The 16,590-nt window shown below is 39.2% G+C and carries 14 protein-coding genes; 6 read left to right on the top strand and 8 right to left on the bottom strand.

All coding sequences use genetic code 11. From position 1 onward, the window contains the following. Positions 1-180 precede the first annotated feature (180 nt). Positions 181-1,209, top strand: a complete 1,029-nt coding sequence (gene bioB / locus VPAR_RS01065; protein ID WP_004694042.1) for a biotin synthase BioB — start codon at positions 181-183, stop codon at positions 1,207-1,209. Between the two features lie 120 nt (positions 1,210-1,329). On the opposite strand, the gene VPAR_RS01060 is transcribed toward bioB, so the two are convergent. Both VPAR_RS01060 and VPAR_RS01055 read right to left on the bottom strand, forming a co-directional pair. Continuing rightward, positions 1,330-1,692 carry a hypothetical protein gene (locus VPAR_RS01060; protein WP_008603073.1) on the bottom strand — a complete coding sequence of 121 codons (363 nt, stop codon included), beginning with the start codon at positions 1,690-1,692 and terminating at the stop codon, positions 1,330-1,332. Between the two features lie 442 nt (positions 1,693-2,134). Then, on the bottom strand, positions 2,135-2,734 hold the full coding sequence (locus VPAR_RS01055) for a TetR/AcrR family transcriptional regulator (RefSeq protein ID WP_012863805.1): 600 nt from the start codon (positions 2,732-2,734) through the stop codon (positions 2,135-2,137). Positions 2,735-2,895: 161 nt separating this feature from the next. Here VPAR_RS01055 and VPAR_RS01050 point away from each other — a divergent pair, with 161 nt between their 5' ends. Continuing rightward, positions 2,896-3,681, top strand: coding sequence for an MBL fold metallo-hydrolase (locus tag VPAR_RS01050; RefSeq protein ID WP_012863804.1), 786 nt, complete (start codon positions 2,896-2,898; stop codon positions 3,679-3,681). Between the two features lie 168 nt (positions 3,682-3,849). Here the strand turns inward: VPAR_RS01050 and cooS are convergent, their stop codons facing one another. The 6 genes from cooS to VPAR_RS01020 all read right to left on the bottom strand — a co-directional run bounded on the left by cooS (position 3,850) and on the right by VPAR_RS01020 (position 12,174). After that, on the bottom strand, positions 3,850-6,051 hold the full coding sequence (gene cooS, locus VPAR_RS01045; protein WP_012863803.1) for an anaerobic carbon-monoxide dehydrogenase catalytic subunit: 2,202 nt from the start codon (positions 6,049-6,051) through the stop codon (positions 3,850-3,852). A 409-nt stretch (positions 6,052-6,460) separates the two neighbouring features. After that, positions 6,461-7,366 (bottom strand): LysR family transcriptional regulator, encoded by a 906-nt coding sequence (locus VPAR_RS01040; protein ID WP_008603076.1) that lies wholly within the window; start codon positions 7,364-7,366, stop codon positions 6,461-6,463. A 230-nt stretch (positions 7,367-7,596) separates the two neighbouring features. Then, positions 7,597-9,225: a phosphoenolpyruvate carboxykinase (ATP) gene (locus tag VPAR_RS01035; protein WP_012863802.1), complete on the bottom strand. Its 1,629-nt coding sequence runs from the start codon at positions 9,223-9,225 to the stop codon at positions 7,597-7,599. 368 nt (positions 9,226-9,593) lie between these two features. After that, entirely contained in the window at positions 9,594-11,210 is a 1,617-nt protein-coding gene (locus VPAR_RS01030; RefSeq protein WP_012863801.1) for a PAS domain-containing protein, read from the bottom strand. Between the two features lie 228 nt (positions 11,211-11,438). Beyond that, on the bottom strand, positions 11,439-11,786 hold the full coding sequence (locus VPAR_RS01025) for an energy transducer TonB (protein WP_012863800.1): 348 nt from the start codon (positions 11,784-11,786) through the stop codon (positions 11,439-11,441). 10 nt (positions 11,787-11,796) lie between these two features. Beyond that, complete coding sequence (locus VPAR_RS01020) at positions 11,797-12,174, bottom strand: energy transducer TonB (protein WP_012863799.1); 378 nt, start codon at positions 12,172-12,174, stop codon at positions 11,797-11,799. A gap of 464 nt (positions 12,175-12,638) precedes the next feature. Between VPAR_RS01020 and VPAR_RS01015 the strand changes: the two genes are divergently transcribed. The 4 genes from VPAR_RS01015 to VPAR_RS01000 all read left to right on the top strand — a co-directional run bounded on the left by VPAR_RS01015 (position 12,639) and on the right by VPAR_RS01000 (position 16,516). After that, complete coding sequence (locus VPAR_RS01015; RefSeq protein WP_012863797.1) at positions 12,639-13,580, top strand: metal ABC transporter solute-binding protein, Zn/Mn family; 942 nt, start codon at positions 12,639-12,641, stop codon at positions 13,578-13,580. Between the two features lie 145 nt (positions 13,581-13,725). Further along, positions 13,726-14,457, top strand: a complete 732-nt coding sequence (locus tag VPAR_RS01010; RefSeq protein ID WP_004697906.1) for a metal ABC transporter ATP-binding protein — start codon at positions 13,726-13,728, stop codon at positions 14,455-14,457. Beyond that, positions 14,454-15,419 (top strand): metal ABC transporter permease, encoded by a 966-nt coding sequence (locus VPAR_RS01005; RefSeq protein WP_012863796.1) that lies wholly within the window; start codon positions 14,454-14,456, stop codon positions 15,417-15,419. The genes VPAR_RS01010 and VPAR_RS01005 overlap by 4 nt, the downstream gene beginning before the upstream one ends. After that, entirely contained in the window at positions 15,416-16,516 is a 1,101-nt protein-coding gene (locus VPAR_RS01000) for a metal ABC transporter permease (protein WP_012863795.1), read from the top strand. Before VPAR_RS01005 ends, VPAR_RS01000 begins: the two co-directional genes overlap by 4 nt. Positions 16,517-16,590: the final 74 nt, after the last annotated feature.

Here is a 16,590-nt window from a genome sequence, read left to right as displayed (position 1 = left end):
ATTAATAAGTATAAATTATAAGATAAGCTCATATTCTTTTCTCATAAGATATGAACCATAACATGTTATTATTTTGTTAACCAATTCATGTATTAAGTTGACAATTTATACGTGAACGTTTACAATCAAATTGTCAATATATTATGTTTTTATTAAGTTAACAATTTACCGGAGGCTATTATGGCTTTGCCTATCGATCAACAACCATCCCAAGTGGGTACATACGAAAAAATTCTTACCATTGCAAACCGCATCATGAACGGCGGCGAAATTACAAAAGAAGAAGCAATCGAGCTGATTCATACTTCAGATGATGATACCATGATTCTACTCGCTATGGCTGATAAAATTCGCCAACATTTCAATGATAATTCTGTGGATGTATGTGCCATTGTTAATGCTCGGTCCGGCAAATGTCCTGAAAACTGTAAATTCTGTGCTCAATCCGCACACCACAACACAGGCGTTCAGGAGTATCCTTTCATGGATGAAGAAAGCATTCTCCAAGCAGCACGTAAAGCTAAAGAGGCTGGTGCAATTCGTTTTTCCATCGTAACAAGTGGTCGTAATACTAATAACCCTGATGAATTTGATCAAATCATCCATGTATTAGGCCGTATCAAAAATGAAATTGGTCTTGAAATCTGCTGTTCCCTTGGGTTGTTAACTTACGAACAAGCACTCAAATTAAAAGAAGTTGGCGTTACTCGATACCACTCCAATATCGAAACGGCACCTAGTCACTTCCCAGATATTTGTACTACACATTCCTACGAAGACAAAATGTTTACCATAGATAATGCACAAAAAGCAGGCATCCGTGTTTGCTCTGGCGGCATTCTTGGTCTTAACGAAACATTAGAACAACGCGTAGAAATGGCGTTCGAACTTAAACGTTTACATATTGACTCCGTGCCATTAAACATTTTGAATCCTGTTAAAGGGACTCCATTTGAAAGCAACGAAGCTTTACGTCCATTGGATATCTTACGTACCTTCGCTGTATTCCGTTTCATCTTGCCAAACGCATTGATACGGACTGCAGGTGGCCGCGAAGTAAATCTACGAGACTTACAAGCTTATGCTCTAAAAGGTGGCCTAAACGGTATCATGGTTGGTGGCTACTTAACTACTGGCGGTCGTTCACCTCAAGACGATCTCCAAATGATTCAAGACTTGGAGTTGACTCGCAATACAGCTCAAGTCTAAAAACCTCATATATACCATTCTCTACATCTAGAGGATGTAGTATATAAAATATTCCCTAATGCTTTATAAATATTTTACACATAAAAAGAACCATCTAGTTTGCTGTACTAGATGGTTCTTTTATTTCCATAATAAAATATAAATGGCTTGACCATTTGTGTTCCCTGCAATGGGCTCAGGATTCTCATTAAATTCTACATTCTCATACGGCGTCCCGTCTGACATGTACGCATCTACCTTCAATGTTTCCATGGTTCGATTATATCTACTGATATAAACTTTATATCGCAATTCGTCGCCACCCAGTTCATTAACTCGCAGCCACAAAAGCGCATCGTAATCACTCTTCTGTACACTGTCATTGTCAATAAATAATTGGTTTCCTGATGCATCTGGTCCAACATAGTACCAGTCCGTTGCGTTAGTAGTCCCCCCTATACTGAGTAGCCACAAAAGTGTTAATATGGTGAATATTTTACTCATATGACTGCCCCTCTCATGCTATCGAGCTGTATATTTTATAAAAGCTTAATGTGGATAAACCTTTATAAAATATACAACTTCTCCTTTATATAATACCAAAATTGTCCCATATTTATCAACAATAATTAAAATTAATTACCATGTTTTTTACAAATATAAGAAATTTAAAGAAATTTATTAAATTTCTTCATTTTTAACTCATTTACCATTCCTATAATAATAATGTCAAATGATAGATAGAGGTAACAATTCCCTGGTTGCCGTACGTGTATTTATCTCCCGACAAGTAATACTAACCCCAAACCTACTACTTGTTTAAATACATGTTTCATTTGATATTAATACTAACACTCCCCTTACATGAAAAAAGGACTCTATACAGAGTCCTTTTTTCGTTGTCTAAAAACTTCATAGAATACTAAAACATATGCGAGTATAAATACTATTTGATTTGTAAACCACGGTAAACGAATTCAAAAATAGTTTTCTGAGCTTCTAACCACTCATCACTTTGAGTCCACTTATATTCTTTATTAACAGCATATAGTCCGTGTACTAAAAATACAAAAATGGATACCCCCACATCAAATGAAACCCCAAGTACTTCTGCCATAACAAGCCCTTGCCGATCTTTTTCACGCCGTATAATGCGTTGTAATACATATTCTGAAATTTGTTCATCTAAAAATAAAGGTAAATACTTTTTATGTCGTATAATACGCTGACATAAAGGCAGTCTATCAAAAATAGAATCGTATGCTTCTCTCAATGACACAGAATCAGAAGCAGCTGATAAGGTTCTAGCTATAGTTTGTAAATTGTTGTTATCTACCATTCCTGGCTTTGAATAAGCGATTGCATCATCCACTAAATCATCAACAATTTCCATGATATTACTATAGTGTAAATAAAAAGTAGAACGAGTTATACCTGACGTTTTACACAACAATGTTACTGTTATAGACTCAAAAGAATGGTTCTTTAAACAACTAAGCAACCCTTTTTTTAACAACATACGTGTCATTTCTTTTCGAGTTATCATAAAACCTCCAATATAGACACTTTTATACAATATGTCTATTAATAAACAGAGTGTTAATTATTGTTGAGACTAGTATAACAAAACAAGGTACACTAATTCTAGAGATTACAAATAATAATCTATTCAATTAAATCAATAATAATTCAATTAAGGAGATAACTATGACACAATATACTCACATTCGAAATGCAACGGGAAAATTAACAATAAAAAACACAACATTTCTTATTGATCCATTCTTAGCACCAAAAGATACTTATCCTGGCTTTGAAGGAACATTTAACTATCAACAAAGAATGCCTATGGTTGATTTACCTCTATCAATGGACGATTTATTAAGCAATGTAACTGCAGTAGTAGTTACACATACACATCTCGATCATTGGGATGATACGGCAATCAATTCTATTCCAAAATCACTTCCTATTTTTGTACAAAATACAGCGGACAAAGAACTTATTACTTCACAAGGCTTTATCGATGTACGCATCATTTTTGAAAGTCTGGAGTTTAATGGTATCACATTAAGAAAAACAGGTGGCTCACACGGCACTGTAGAAATGTATGCCAATCCAGTTCTCGCACCATTAGCAGGCGATGCGATGGGCGTTATTTTTGAAGCAGCAGACGAACCAACTGTGTACCTTGTAGGCGATACAGTTTGGACAAGTGATGTAGAGAAGGCCCTCCTTCGCTTCGACCCTAACGTTATTATTATGAACACTGGATATGCTCAAATTTTAGGCTTTGAAGATAGTATTATTATGGGTACAAAAGATATTGGCCGCATGGTGGTACGTAAACCAGAGGCTAAAATTATTGCGGTTCACATGGATACAGTTAATCATACTGCAACAAGTCGTAAGGATGTGCGCAAATTTATCAAAGGCAACAACATTGAAAGCCATGTAGCAGTGCCTGAAGATGGTGAAACCATCACACTTTAATAGGTCTAAAACAATTAGTACATTATACTACGGCTAATACAAGACTAGTAAAAAATCTATCTACAAACAATAAAAAACACCCTCTTATTCTAATAGTCATAATAACTATAAGATCTATAGAGGGTGTTTTTATACTTAACTACAAATTATAATCTATCAAAGGATAAACTATTTTACTTCAGCCCAACCTAAAGCAGCACGCTTTTCATCGATATCTGCCAAGATTTTCTCAGCTACTTTAGCAGGATCTGTATTTACATACATAACAGAGCCTAAGATATCCTTAGTATCTTCTTTAAGCCATTTTGTAACGGCATCAGAGCCTTGTGTAGGTGGCTCAACACAGTGGTAAGAGTTAATCCCCATCAAGCGGAAGCCAAGGGATGCATCAATCCCCTTTTCATTAGACCATTCAGGGCTAGACATAGCAAATGGCAATTGTGGTAAATTAAGGCCAAGCTCTGCAGCAATACCACCGAAGATGCCGGAGGAACGTGCATTATCTACACATTCGCCCACATGCCATACTGGTGGTTGATTATCACCCAAGAACTCTTGCAATGCAGGGCTACATTTTTTGTTAGCATCTGTATTGCAATAGCCAAGTTTCATCAATGGGAAGGATGCACAACCGTTTGTAAGGATGATACAGCCATTTTTAATAAGTGTATCAACGATATCTACAGTTGCTTTTTCGTAGATAACGCGAGGGTTGGAACAACCTACTACGTTAACGATACCGCGAACTTTACCAGATTTTAATGCCTCTGCCAATGGTTTGAAGGAACCATAATGTTTAACAGTAGATTCTGGAGAGAAACCAACTTCTGCAGTAATTTCATATGGCGGAATGAATACAGGCATACCCTTGCGCAATTCATGAGCTTCAAGAGCGCGATCCAAGATTTTGCGAGCCAATTCTTTTGTTTCAGCCAAGTTAGTGTGATGGTGATCGTAACCAATGTGTTCTGCACCTGGTAAACGAGCTGCATCAGATGTAGTGATAACTTTTGTGTTGAAGCAACGTGCTACGTCCATAATAGCAGGGTAAACGTCTTGAACGTCAGCTACCCAGCAATCGAGTGCGCCAGTACCAAGTACAAGTTCTGCACCAATAGCATTACACAACGGAATAACATTTTCATAACGGTACATACTGGACAAACCAGAGCAACAAATACCATAGAATTGGATGCCTTTGGCACCGATAGCTTTCGCTTTTTCTAAATACTCTTCAGAGGCACCAATTGTACAAATTTGAGATACTAATGTTGGCAAGTGACCATGAACAGCGATGTTAACATACCCTTTTTTCAAGGCACCAATGTTAACTTTGGAAGTACGACGACCACCTTGCCCGAACAATGCGTCTGTTGCGATATCCGCTGCCACTACGCCAGTGAATGTGAAAGCAAGGCCACAACGTAAGAATTGCTTCATGTTGCTTTCCCAATCGCCATCTGTACCTACGCATGTACGATGATATGCATCGAAGGCTTCATTGTATGCAGAAATAGGTAAGATATCCAAGTTTTTCCAAACTTCGCGGCGTTCAGCAGGAGCCATCGCAGTAATTGTTTTATATTCACCAGGTAATGCACGGCTCAAATCTTCTAATAAAACATCTGCCAAGTCATTTGCCACTTCTTTTAAGGAACGACCTTCTTCAGGGATATTGAAAGCTTTACATACAGTACGGATTTTTTCTTCCCCCAAAATTGGAATATCCAATTGGTCATTAGCAGCCGCTTTCAAAGAAATCAAGATTTCACGAGCATGCGCACCATGTTGAGTCAAACCACCTGCAGCAGCACGTGTCATATTACGAGCTACGATAAGATCAGCATCGGCACCACAGACACCACGAGGACTCTTAGGTGTAATTTTACATGGACCCATGAAGCAGATACGGCAACATACACCGGCAATACCGAATGTACATTGTGGTTGTTGTTTATCAAAACGGTCAAATACTGTATCGCAACCGATTTGCTCCATGCGAAGAATCATTTCGCGTACCGCAGGATCTGGTGTTTGTTCAATAACATCTTGTTTTGTAGGCCATGTTTTACGATACTCAGCAACGGCTTTCATATAGTCATTTACGCCATGTTCATGAGGTACCCCTGGTTCATGAGTGTGTGGCACCCATTTATCCGTCGGAAGGGCCTTTGCATGACTATGGTCGTGACCATGGTCATGATCGTGGTTATGTTGATGATCGTGGTCATGTTGATGATCGTGGTCGTGACCATGATGATCATGACCGCCACAGTGGCAATGATGTTCATGATTATGATTGTGACCATGATCATGTTGTTCACCATGATTATGGTCATGGGTATTTTTGTTTTCCACATCTTTACTCATTTGAAACCTCCTAGGGACCTACATAGGCCAACCAATAATAACAAAAACATATTCTACTTTTAATTATATTTAAATCCACTACAATGATGGGTTTTAAATCCTATCTCCTAAATATGTTTTAAACTACTATAAGTATATTTTCTGAAAGGACATTTGTCAATTAAAATTTGAGAAATTTTTGACGCATCTATATCTAAGAATATGATAATTACAATATTTATTAAATTCGATTCTTTCAGTTTCTTTTCATAAATAAAAAGAGACTAATTCCTAAATTTTACAGGAATTAGTCTCTATATCTTATTGATTAATTGATTGAATTACGTATTAATTTATTTATTAATTATTAATTCATTAATATGCTCTACCCCCTCAGGATATGCCACCTAAATATCTTTATATCTATACATTACAAAAATTGCTGCATAATATGTGCTACTTCAGATAAATGGAAACGTTTTGCCCTATCAGACCTCGCCACAAGAACTAATTGGCGGAAACAAAGTTTCGATGCAAGAGGATAAAATTTAACCTTATCGTCATCCCCCTTGCTATTGAGCGTGCTCGGCAAGAATGTAATACCATAATCATCTTCTACCAAGGACCGGCATGAATCTAAAGTTTCAGCGCCAATTACGGCTTTTGGCACAAAGGATTCCGCTTGACACAGACGGTTTACCAACGTCCGCAATTTGAGTCCCTCTCTTAGCAAAATAAACGGAAATGCTCCAAAGGGTGCAATTTCTCGAATTCCATCATTAGTCATGAGAGAATCTGCAATATCTATGGCCTTCTTGTTTTCCACACTAATGGCCAATAAAATCTGTTCATCTAAAACGGGATAACTTTCAAGGTCCTGAGAATAAATCGGCGTTGGAAATAATCCTACATCTACTAAGCCATCACAAATTTGCTGTTCCAAAAAGTGAGATTCTCCCTCTACAACATGGAACTCCCAAGTAGGTTCAATCTGTTGAAAGCTTTTCAATGTTTTCCCAAGCATATGATGTCCATAGAATTGAGACAAGCCGATACGCACATGATAGGCTACATCTGTGCCTTGATTAATTATAGATTGCGTTAAAGCCTCCACCTTTAAAACTAATGGCATGCCCTCTTTTGCAACTTGTAACGCCGCAGCAGTTGGCACGACTTTTGTGCGATCACGAACAAACAACGTAACTCCTAGCTCTGCTTCAATACGACGAATCCCCTGACTCAACGCCGGCTGAGAAATATATAATTTTTTAGATGCCTTTGAAAATGATGCCATCTCAACGATGGTACTAATATATTTAATGTCTTTTATGTCCATATAGAAGTCCTTATAACTATGTCCGTATACAAGTCTTATAATAAAACATTATTTCTATTATAGCCATACATTACTAAAATATATGTTACATATACATGGGGAAAAATAAAAATACCAAGAAATTTAGTGTCTTACAAAGCTAAATTTCTTGGTATGTCTTATAAAGGAAACGAACTACATATTGGATGCGATAGAGCCGCATTCTATTACAGCCCTTTTTAATTTTTAAATCACATTAAGGATTTAAGTACATCCAATACTTCTTGAGGTAATTCGTTTTTATGACCTTTAAGTTTTTCCACATAGTCATAACGGAATTCGAAAGCTTGGTGTAATTGGTGATGGTATTCACGTACTTCGAATGGAGGTTCAAAACCTGGTACCTCTACATAGGAAAGATTTTCGTATTCACAGAATGGTTTGAATTCCAATGTACCTTCCACCAAACGCTCTAACAAATCAAGAGTAACTTCTTTAGGAATTTTATTTTCCAAGAAGAAGCCTGTGTTCATGATGTAGCATTCAACACCACATTCGCAGAACAGTTTTTTATAGCTTTCATAGTCACGAACCAATGGATATGTACGGAATGGATTTGCGTAAGGTTCGATAACAAGTGCATTTGGATCGACATGAGCATCCAGTTTTTCCGCTGTAGAACGGCGTGTAGCGAGTGTAGCACCCATAGTAGACGCCAATACAGGATCGGAGATTTTAAGGATTGGTGGCAAAGTTTTATCTTTCATAAGCCATACTATGGCATTAACAGGTTCACCAACGTAGTTTACACGGTTATCTGTCCAGAATTGAGATTTGATAGCACGACCATTGCTATTACGCACATCTTCGGCCAATACAACCTTGCGACCATCTTCATCCATTGTTACACCTACGTTTTGTAGTGTTAACAAGAATTCATTAGCAGGATGTTCCACAGGATAATCTTGCATTTTATCGAAGTATGTAGGTTCAAGAGCAATAGAACTCAAATCGTTTGTATTGATAACATACGCGTCGTCATGCAAGATAGAAATATCATATCGACCACCATGTTTTTCATGAGTCAATGTGGATTTACCGGAACCGGACAAACCGAATACACCGATAGTATATGTTTTACCACCTTCAAGGTTGTAACGTTTCATACCGCCGTGGCAAGCAACATAGTCGAAGCGGTTCGCCAAGGACCACGCAAGTGTAAGCGTACCTTTTTTATGCTCTCCGAAGTAGCGCATACCTAGAATCATGGCACAGTTATGAGCAGGGTCAAAAATAGCAAGACCACCTGGATGACCTGGCACAACATAGTCAGGATCAGAGTAAATATAGATATCGCCTTCCGGAATGTCCACACTATCGTTGTAAAATTCTTTTACAGCCGCATCAAAGAACTTAAAGTTCATAAGCCAAGAATATAAAATAGACGCGTGATCTTTTGGAATCATCAAATGAGCACGAGCTGTGAATTTTTTATCAAGACCAACGATAGATTCCGCAGAAATCCACTCTTTATTGCGGCTATCATATACTGCGTCACGTGCAATGTTAGCGAGTTCAACTTCATCTATGCCTTCATCGCCAATAATGCGGCGAGCTTTAGCATAACGGCCAGTAGTTTTACCATCGTTTGTAACAAGAACCTTTGCATCAGCTGGCAAACCTTGCTCTAACGGTTTAAATACTGGCATATCGAGGACGATAACACCTGGCTCTTCAGAGGCTAATTGATACGCTTGTGCCACAGATGTTACAGGAGTTACATTGTTCCCATAGAATGCAGTTTCAATTGTACTGCGCATCATAGAAAATAATGGGTTTGTTTTGATTTCACTTTGCTTCCAAACGCGTCTTGTAGACATAGTATCTAGATCCTCACCTTTAAATATATTAGTAACTTCTCTTGTAAAAGTAATGTTGTACATGAAAACACTGCTAAGGCAAATACTTTCATTATTTTCTATTTTACCCTGTTCAATCAAATTTGTATACATAAAACAGATGATTTATAGGAAATTAATGTATGTTTATTTTGAATTAGTGCAACACATTTGTAATGTAATAAATTAATACCTAGCGGCATAAAACTATTAGTATGCAATGGAACACCTTAAAAACTAGACGTAGTTACAAAGTAACTAGTTATATTTACAAATCAACTAGTCAAATAGCAAAACGAAAAAGAGGCAAGGTCCTAAGCACTTGCCTCTTTCACGTTTAAAAAATGCAATTATTTCTTATCTTTATTGATAAATGCATCGATTTTACTAATTAGATCATCTACCTCAAAATCGCCGCGCTCGGCCATCATCTTAATTGTTGCCACCTTGGCCATTACTTTTACCATAGGTGTTTTTAATTTCTCGAATTTAGGATTTAAAGAAATCAAATGATCTACAATATCCGGACAATGTTTAATTAGATTAGACAATGTTGTTTTTGCATCGATATGGAATCGACCATTTGCATCAGTTGTTAATGGTTCTTCTTCTACCTCTTCTGCTGCCTCTTGAGCCAAGGATTTTTCTTTACCACCATCGCCTACAAAATCAGTTTTATCCCAAGTCAACAATGTACGGGAACCCTCAAGTTCACGGATATGAGTACAGTCTTGCATCATTTCCAATACGCCGCGGAATTTACCATTTTCATCGCGTACTGCGGTGTAGATAACATAGATGAACAAGCCTGGTTTATTAATCCAGAATTCCGCTTGGCTTTGTTCGCCAGAACGGAACTTCTCTACAATTTCTTCTACTATATGAACAGATTTTGCGGGGTGACAATTCTTCACCTCACGGCCGATAACGTTCGCACTGCGAGGGAAAATACGATGTGCCGTATCGCTGTAGAACTTAACTAGTTCATTTTCATCTACATAGGATAAATCTACCGGTAAATGACGGAACAACAAATTAATTTGCTCTAATGTCAATTTACCCGTTGCCACATCGAGGACTGCATCCTTATCAGCGAGCGCCCCACCAACAGGGCCTACATATTTAGATAGCAAGCCGGCTAAATCATTTAAGAATTCGTTAGACACAGCACCACCTTGAGCTGAATTACTACCATTCAATTGCGCCGCAGAATCATTAATACCTGGCACTACATATAAACCTGGCGCATTGATGATAGCATAACCAATTTCATGGTCATTTTTACTCATTCGAACAAACTCTTCGTCACTCAACAATTTATAAGACGTTGGCAATAAGACTTCTAGTTCTTTAGAATTCAAATCCCGTAATTTCGCCAAAGTTTCTGGCACAAACGCTAGGAATTCTTCATACTTATCTTCTCGAAGCAATGCATAGGATGCAGAAATAGCATCGCGCACAGCATCATCAAAGGTCCACATAATGCGCGTTGGACGGTCAAAGCCGTGGTCCTCAAGCATCGGATAGAGTTGATTTTGCTTACGAGATAGATGAGTTCTCCACTCTGCTAAGGAATCAAAAACGCCGAGCCACGGATTTTTGATAAACTTCTCTTGTTTTAACAATTCGTCTGCTTCAAGGGCTACCTTTTCAACAGCGTTAATTTCTTCCAAGTACGCCCACAACGGATGGTTTTCAGGGTATTCATTTTCGGCACGTACTAAAACGCCGTCAAATAGATCTAAGAGATCATCCATTTTCTCTAGGATTTCTTCGTCCTTGTAAACACCTTTCAAGCTTTGCTCTGCATAGGCAAACTCATCAGGTGTACAAGTACCTAGTTTCTCTTTTAAAATGCGGTTGCCCTCTTCTAAGGACAATTTACCATCTAAATAATCTTCTTTAATGGACACAATAATTCTGTAACGTTCATTGTTAATATCTAGTTTTTGTTTTAATGGATTCATATGCTTATACCTCCACGGGCTAATCTATAATTATATTTTTATTATATCATTTTGAAAGTAATTTTCAGTTGCTATAGATACAATTTTGATTTATTTTTAAAATTTACACATCCAATATTATGAAAAAGAATAACCTTAATTTATTTTTTAGAATATTTTGGCATACAAAAACTGCACTTCAAAAATTGTGTCCAATTTTTGGAGTGCAGTTCTGTATGAATGCCTTGATTAGTTTTTAAAATCAATATATTCAGTTTTAGAAGATGCTACAGGTCTACCATTGGAATCTGTAGCAGGGCTAAATCTCCATTTAGAAATAGTATCAACAATGGCGGCATCAAGCGCACTAGAGCCACTAGATGAGACAACTTCAACGTCCCCTACAGAACCATCTTCCTTGATGGTAAAACGTATATCTGCACCATGAGCAGCTTCACCATAGGCAGAGAGCAATGCTCGGTCAATAGGTGGTGTAGCTATAGCTACTGGTGGATCATATGGAGCTGCCAACACAGAAGCTACCATACTCATTACAAACAATGAGCTTAAGATAATACAACGCAACACTTTATTCATCGTTTTCTCCTTATTTAGCTTTCACAGCTTGCTTAGGCAGAGTAATTGTCATCCCAATAATGGATTCGTGTGCCTTTTGATCTGTGCCAATAGCAGGGGTAAACTTCCACTGCAAAATTGCTTTTTTTACTGCTTCATCAACAGGAGCATATCCAGAAGAGCGCTCTACGAAAACATTTTTAACATTACCTTTTTTATCAATCAAGAAGCGTACGCGCATATCAGGCGCTACCGTAGCAGTTTGAGGGATCTCAGGCAACTCTGGTTTTACAATAGTAACCTCCCTTGGAGATTCTAAAAACTTCGCCGCATCAGCTGTATAATCACTTAACATGCCAAAAGATGCAACAAGTACTGCTGCAGCAGCGTATCGGAATAATTTATTCATAAGAAGCCTCCTTATTAACCTTTTATCTATGCATAATATCATACTAAATAAAGATGAATATTAAAAGAATAAATTCTTATTGATAAATTTTCTCATTTATGATATATTGAATTCAAGATAACTGTTCGAACTCACATATCTAGTTGATATGACAAAAAACTACACAAAGGAGGTTCATCATGAGACGTAGAAAGCGTATTCAAATGAAGGTCATGATGGTACTTGGTATCGTTGCCCTCGTTGGGCCTAGCCATCTACAAGCACTTATTCCCTAGATTATTTTGACCTTAGCAGAAGACCGTATAACTGCCACTAGCCGCTACGTTAGTAGCGGCTATTTTTCCGTTTAAATTCAGAGAGATATTTTCCTTCTTCAAATTATTTCACTATTAGAACAAAATATTTCCCTCAAACAAAGTCATTAATGTTTTTAAATTTAGTATCTATAAAAAAGGAGGCTTATTATGAAATTTAATCGAATTTTATTAGTTGTCGTATCATTAGCACTTATAGTATTTGCCCTTGCAGGCTGCGGAAAAGACACAGCCCAAGATAGTCAGAAAAAACTTAATGTCGTAGCTACTACAACGATGTTAACGGATTTAGTAAAAGAAATCGGCGGTGATCATGTAACCGTACAAGGTCTCATGGGACCTGGTGTAGACCCTCATCTATATCAAGCTAGCGCAGGCGATGTAACCGCTATGTCTAAGGCGGATGTTGTTGTATACAACGGCATTCACTTGGAAGGTAAAATGGGTTCCATTTTTGATAATCTAACAAAGCAAAATAAAGCAACCATCCGCGTATCTGATGCCATTGATCCAGCTACATTGCTCGACTTTGACGAAGAAGATGGTGTAAAAACAAAAGACCCTCATATTTGGTTTGACGTTGCTAACTGGAAACTGGCAGCAAAAGCAGTATACGAAGGTCTTGCGAAAGCCGATCCGGCTCATAAAGAAGATTACAAAAAACGCTATGACGCATATCTTACTAAGTTAGATGAAACTGATGCGTACGTTAAAGCTCAAGCAGAATCTATTCCGAAAGAATCTCGCGTACTTGTAACAGCTCATGATGCATTCCAATACTTCGCTCGCGCGTACGGCTTTGAAGTAAAAGGTTTGCAAGGTGTAAGTACTGCTACAGAAGCAGGCACACAAGATGTGAATGAACTGGTTCAATATATCGTAGACCACAAAATTAAAGCGATTTTCGTAGAGTCTTCTGTACCACATAAAACAATTGAAGCCGTTCAAGAAGCAGCTAAGGCTAAAGGCTGGAATGTTGCCATCGGTGGCGAATTATATTCCGACTCTCTCGGCTCCGAAGGCACTGAAGGCGGTACATATATCGGCATGGTAAAAGCCAATATTGATACAATTACCAAAGCACTTAAATAATCAATTGCTAGATTTTCTTAATTAAATACAACAAAGTAAATTTACGTATACTAACTTAAATAGACTCAAATTTACTTTGTTATTGTAAGTACATGTGCTACTAGCGATATTAGCTAGTGGCACTCATTAATACAAGGAGGTTTCCATGGAATGGGCCGTTGAAGTTGAAGATATGACCGTAGCATATACGACAAAACCCGTATTATGGGACGTAGATATGAAGGTACCCATCGGTTCCTTAGCGGCCATTGTCGGCCCTAATGGGGCCGGTAAGTCCACATTATTAAAGGCCATGCTCGGTCTACTAACAGTTATCTCAGGAAGTGTAAAATTTTATATCGATCACCACTTAGCGATGGACAAAAACGATTACAAAAAAATCGCCTACGTCCCTCAAAGTGGCAGCGTAGACTGGGACTTCCCTACCACAGTACTAGATGTAGTACTCATGGGCCGTTATGGTCATCTAGGTTGGTTTAAGCGTCCTAGCAAAAAGGATAAGGAACTCGCCCTCTCCATGATTGAAAAAATGGGTATGAGCGACTATGTGGACAGACAAATTCGCCAGCTTTCAGGGGGACAACAACAACGCGTCTTCCTCGCAAGAGCCCTCGTCCAAGAGGCAGATATTTACCTCATGGACGAACCATTCAAGGGCGTCGATAAAACTACAGAGCATGCTATTATTTCGCTTTTACAAGAAATGAAAGCTCGAGGCAAAACGGTTATCGTCGTCCACCACGATTTAAATACGGTGCCCCAATATTTCGATTGGGTAACGATGGTAAACAAACAAACTGTCGCCTATGGCCCCGTAGCAGATACATTTACGGACGAAGCTATTGAGCGCACCTACGGCAAGGGGAGGATTGTATGACCATACTCCAATCCTATACGACGCAGATGGTACTGCTCGGTACGGCTTTATTAGGCCTCGCTAGCGGTATCGCTGGTACCTTTGCGGTACTTCGCAAGGAAAGCCTCATCGGTGACGGCCTATCGCATGCGGCACTACCCGGTGTGGTCATTGCCTTCTTGCTGACGGGCATCAAGGACATCGAAGTTCTCATCGCAGGTGCTGCCCTATCCTCTATCACTGCGGCTTGGCTCATTACCATTACCGTAGAAAACAGCAAAATCAAATTTGATGGAGCTTTAGCCACCATACTCTCTGCCTTCTTTGGGCTCGGTATGGTATTGCTCACCTATGTACAAAGCTTAAACAATGCTGGTCAAGCGGGGCTTTCAAAATTTATATTTGGACAGGCAGCCACCATATTAGCGCGCGACGTGTACATCACATCTGCAGCGGCGCTCATCATCATCGTGCTAACCGCATTATTCTGGAAGGAGTTAAAGCTTATCTCCTTCGATGTGGAATACGCCAAAACACTACAAATTCCCGTCACTTTCACCCTTATTTTATATCGTTCATTATTGATCATGACCATCATTATCGGCATTCAATCGGTAGGGGCTATCTTAATTAGCTCTCTCCTCATTGCACCCGCCGTTGGAGCAAGACAGTGGACGAATAAACTGGGCACCATGTGTATATTAGCAGGATTATTTGGCATGATATCCGCCATCGGCGGTACTATTTGGAGTACATCAGTTCCAAAATTACCGACAGGCCCAGCTATCATTGTCATTTTATCGATTCTCGTATTATTGAGCCTCATCTTTGCTCCTAACCGAGGTATGCTCTGGCAGTTCCGTAAAAATAGACAGTCAAAGCACGCATTATTATTAGAAACCACAAGGGCTCCCAAATCCAAGGCACAGCAAAGTATTTGCGTAGCAGAGGACGCACAACCTCGCATAGGAGGTGCCCCATGACAGTTCATACAGAGATATTGCTCATTGCCATTGCGGTATCCATCGCATGTGCCATCCCTGGGGTCTTCCTCGTATTGCGTCGCATGTCCATGATGGCCGATGCCATTACGCACACCGTATTCCTCGGCATCGTGCTCGCTTTCTTTATGACGGAAGATTTAAACTCTCCATTTCTACTCGTCGGGGCTACCTTAGTTGGTGTAGGCACCGTATGGCTTACAGAAATGATACACAATACGGGGCTTGTCAACGAAGATGCGTCTATCGGCATCATCTTCCCGCTTCTATTCTCTATCGCCATCATTCTAGTCAGCCTATACAGCGGTAACGCTCATCTCGATGTAGATACCGCATTACTCGGCGAAATAGCCTTTGCCCCCTTTGATCGATGGATTGTGAGCGGCACCGACTTGGGGCCTATATCGCTATGGATTTCCCTAGGCGTGGCGCTCATCAATTTAATTTTAGTCATGCTGTTCTACAAGGAATTGCAATTATCTACCTTTGATCCGCTACTAGCGGGGCTCTTCGGCTTTATGCCAGCCCTCATCCACTATGTACTCATGACCATGGTATCCCTCACCGTTGTAGCCTCATTCCAAGCGGTAGGTGCCATTCTCGTCATCGGCCTCATGATTGGGCCTGCGGTCATCGCTTATTTATGGACGGACTCTGTGAAAGCCATGCTTACTAGCAGTATCATCATCGGTATTATCTGTGCTGTCGTCGGTACGGAAGTATCTTTCACCATGGACGTATCCATCGCGGGTTCCATTGCAACCACCATCGGTATCGCACTGATTATCGCTGTTATCGCAACACCAAAGACAGGCTATATCGCCACATACCGTCGTCAACGTCACTTACGTCGCCACTATCGGGAAACGATGATGCTATGCCATATTTATACACATATGGATACGCCTATCGCTCACGTTGAAAACGGCATCGGTACCATTCATGAGCATTTGAACTGGAGGCCTGATTATACTCATCAAGCTGCTTCACAGCTAAAGAAACAAGGTCTATTATATGTGACAAATGGACACTACGTGCTTACTGATAAGGGTATAGCACAGGTTAAAGAGATTATTTAAATACAATACCAATACTTTTCCCAACAAAAAGAAGCTGAAATCAATGCTGCTCTGCAAAGATTTCAGCTTCTTTT

The organism is Veillonella parvula DSM 2008 (genome assembly GCF_000024945.1).
GTDB lineage: Bacteria > Bacillota > Negativicutes > Veillonellales > Veillonellaceae > Veillonella > Veillonella parvula.
This window is presented reverse-complemented; position numbering and strand designations above follow the sequence as displayed.

Coding starts and splice junctions, on each gene's coding strand:
- bioB (WP_004694042.1), top strand. CDS start 181: ATGGCTTTGCCTATCGATCAACAACCATCCCAAGTGGGTACATACGAA.
- VPAR_RS01060 (WP_008603073.1), bottom strand. CDS start 1,692: ATGAGTAAAATATTCACCATATTAACACTTTTGTGGCTACTCAGTATA.
- VPAR_RS01055 (WP_012863805.1), bottom strand. CDS start 2,734: ATGATAACTCGAAAAGAAATGACACGTATGTTGTTAAAAAAAGGGTTG.
- VPAR_RS01050 (WP_012863804.1), top strand. CDS start 2,896: ATGACACAATATACTCACATTCGAAATGCAACGGGAAAATTAACAATA.
- cooS (WP_012863803.1), bottom strand. CDS start 6,051: ATGAGTAAAGATGTGGAAAACAAAAATACCCATGACCATAATCATGGT.
- VPAR_RS01040 (WP_008603076.1), bottom strand. CDS start 7,366: ATGGACATAAAAGACATTAAATATATTAGTACCATCGTTGAGATGGCA.
- VPAR_RS01035 (WP_012863802.1), bottom strand. CDS start 9,225: ATGTCTACAAGACGCGTTTGGAAGCAAAGTGAAATCAAAACAAACCCA.
- VPAR_RS01030 (WP_012863801.1), bottom strand. CDS start 11,210: ATGAATCCATTAAAACAAAAACTAGATATTAACAATGAACGTTACAGA.
- VPAR_RS01025 (WP_012863800.1), bottom strand. CDS start 11,786: ATGAATAAAGTGTTGCGTTGTATTATCTTAAGCTCATTGTTTGTAATG.
- VPAR_RS01020 (WP_012863799.1), bottom strand. CDS start 12,174: ATGAATAAATTATTCCGATACGCTGCTGCAGCAGTACTTGTTGCATCT.
- VPAR_RS01015 (WP_012863797.1), top strand. CDS start 12,639: ATGAAATTTAATCGAATTTTATTAGTTGTCGTATCATTAGCACTTATA.
- VPAR_RS01010 (WP_004697906.1), top strand. CDS start 13,726: ATGGAATGGGCCGTTGAAGTTGAAGATATGACCGTAGCATATACGACA.
- VPAR_RS01005 (WP_012863796.1), top strand. CDS start 14,454: ATGACCATACTCCAATCCTATACGACGCAGATGGTACTGCTCGGTACG.
- VPAR_RS01000 (WP_012863795.1), top strand. CDS start 15,416: ATGACAGTTCATACAGAGATATTGCTCATTGCCATTGCGGTATCCATC.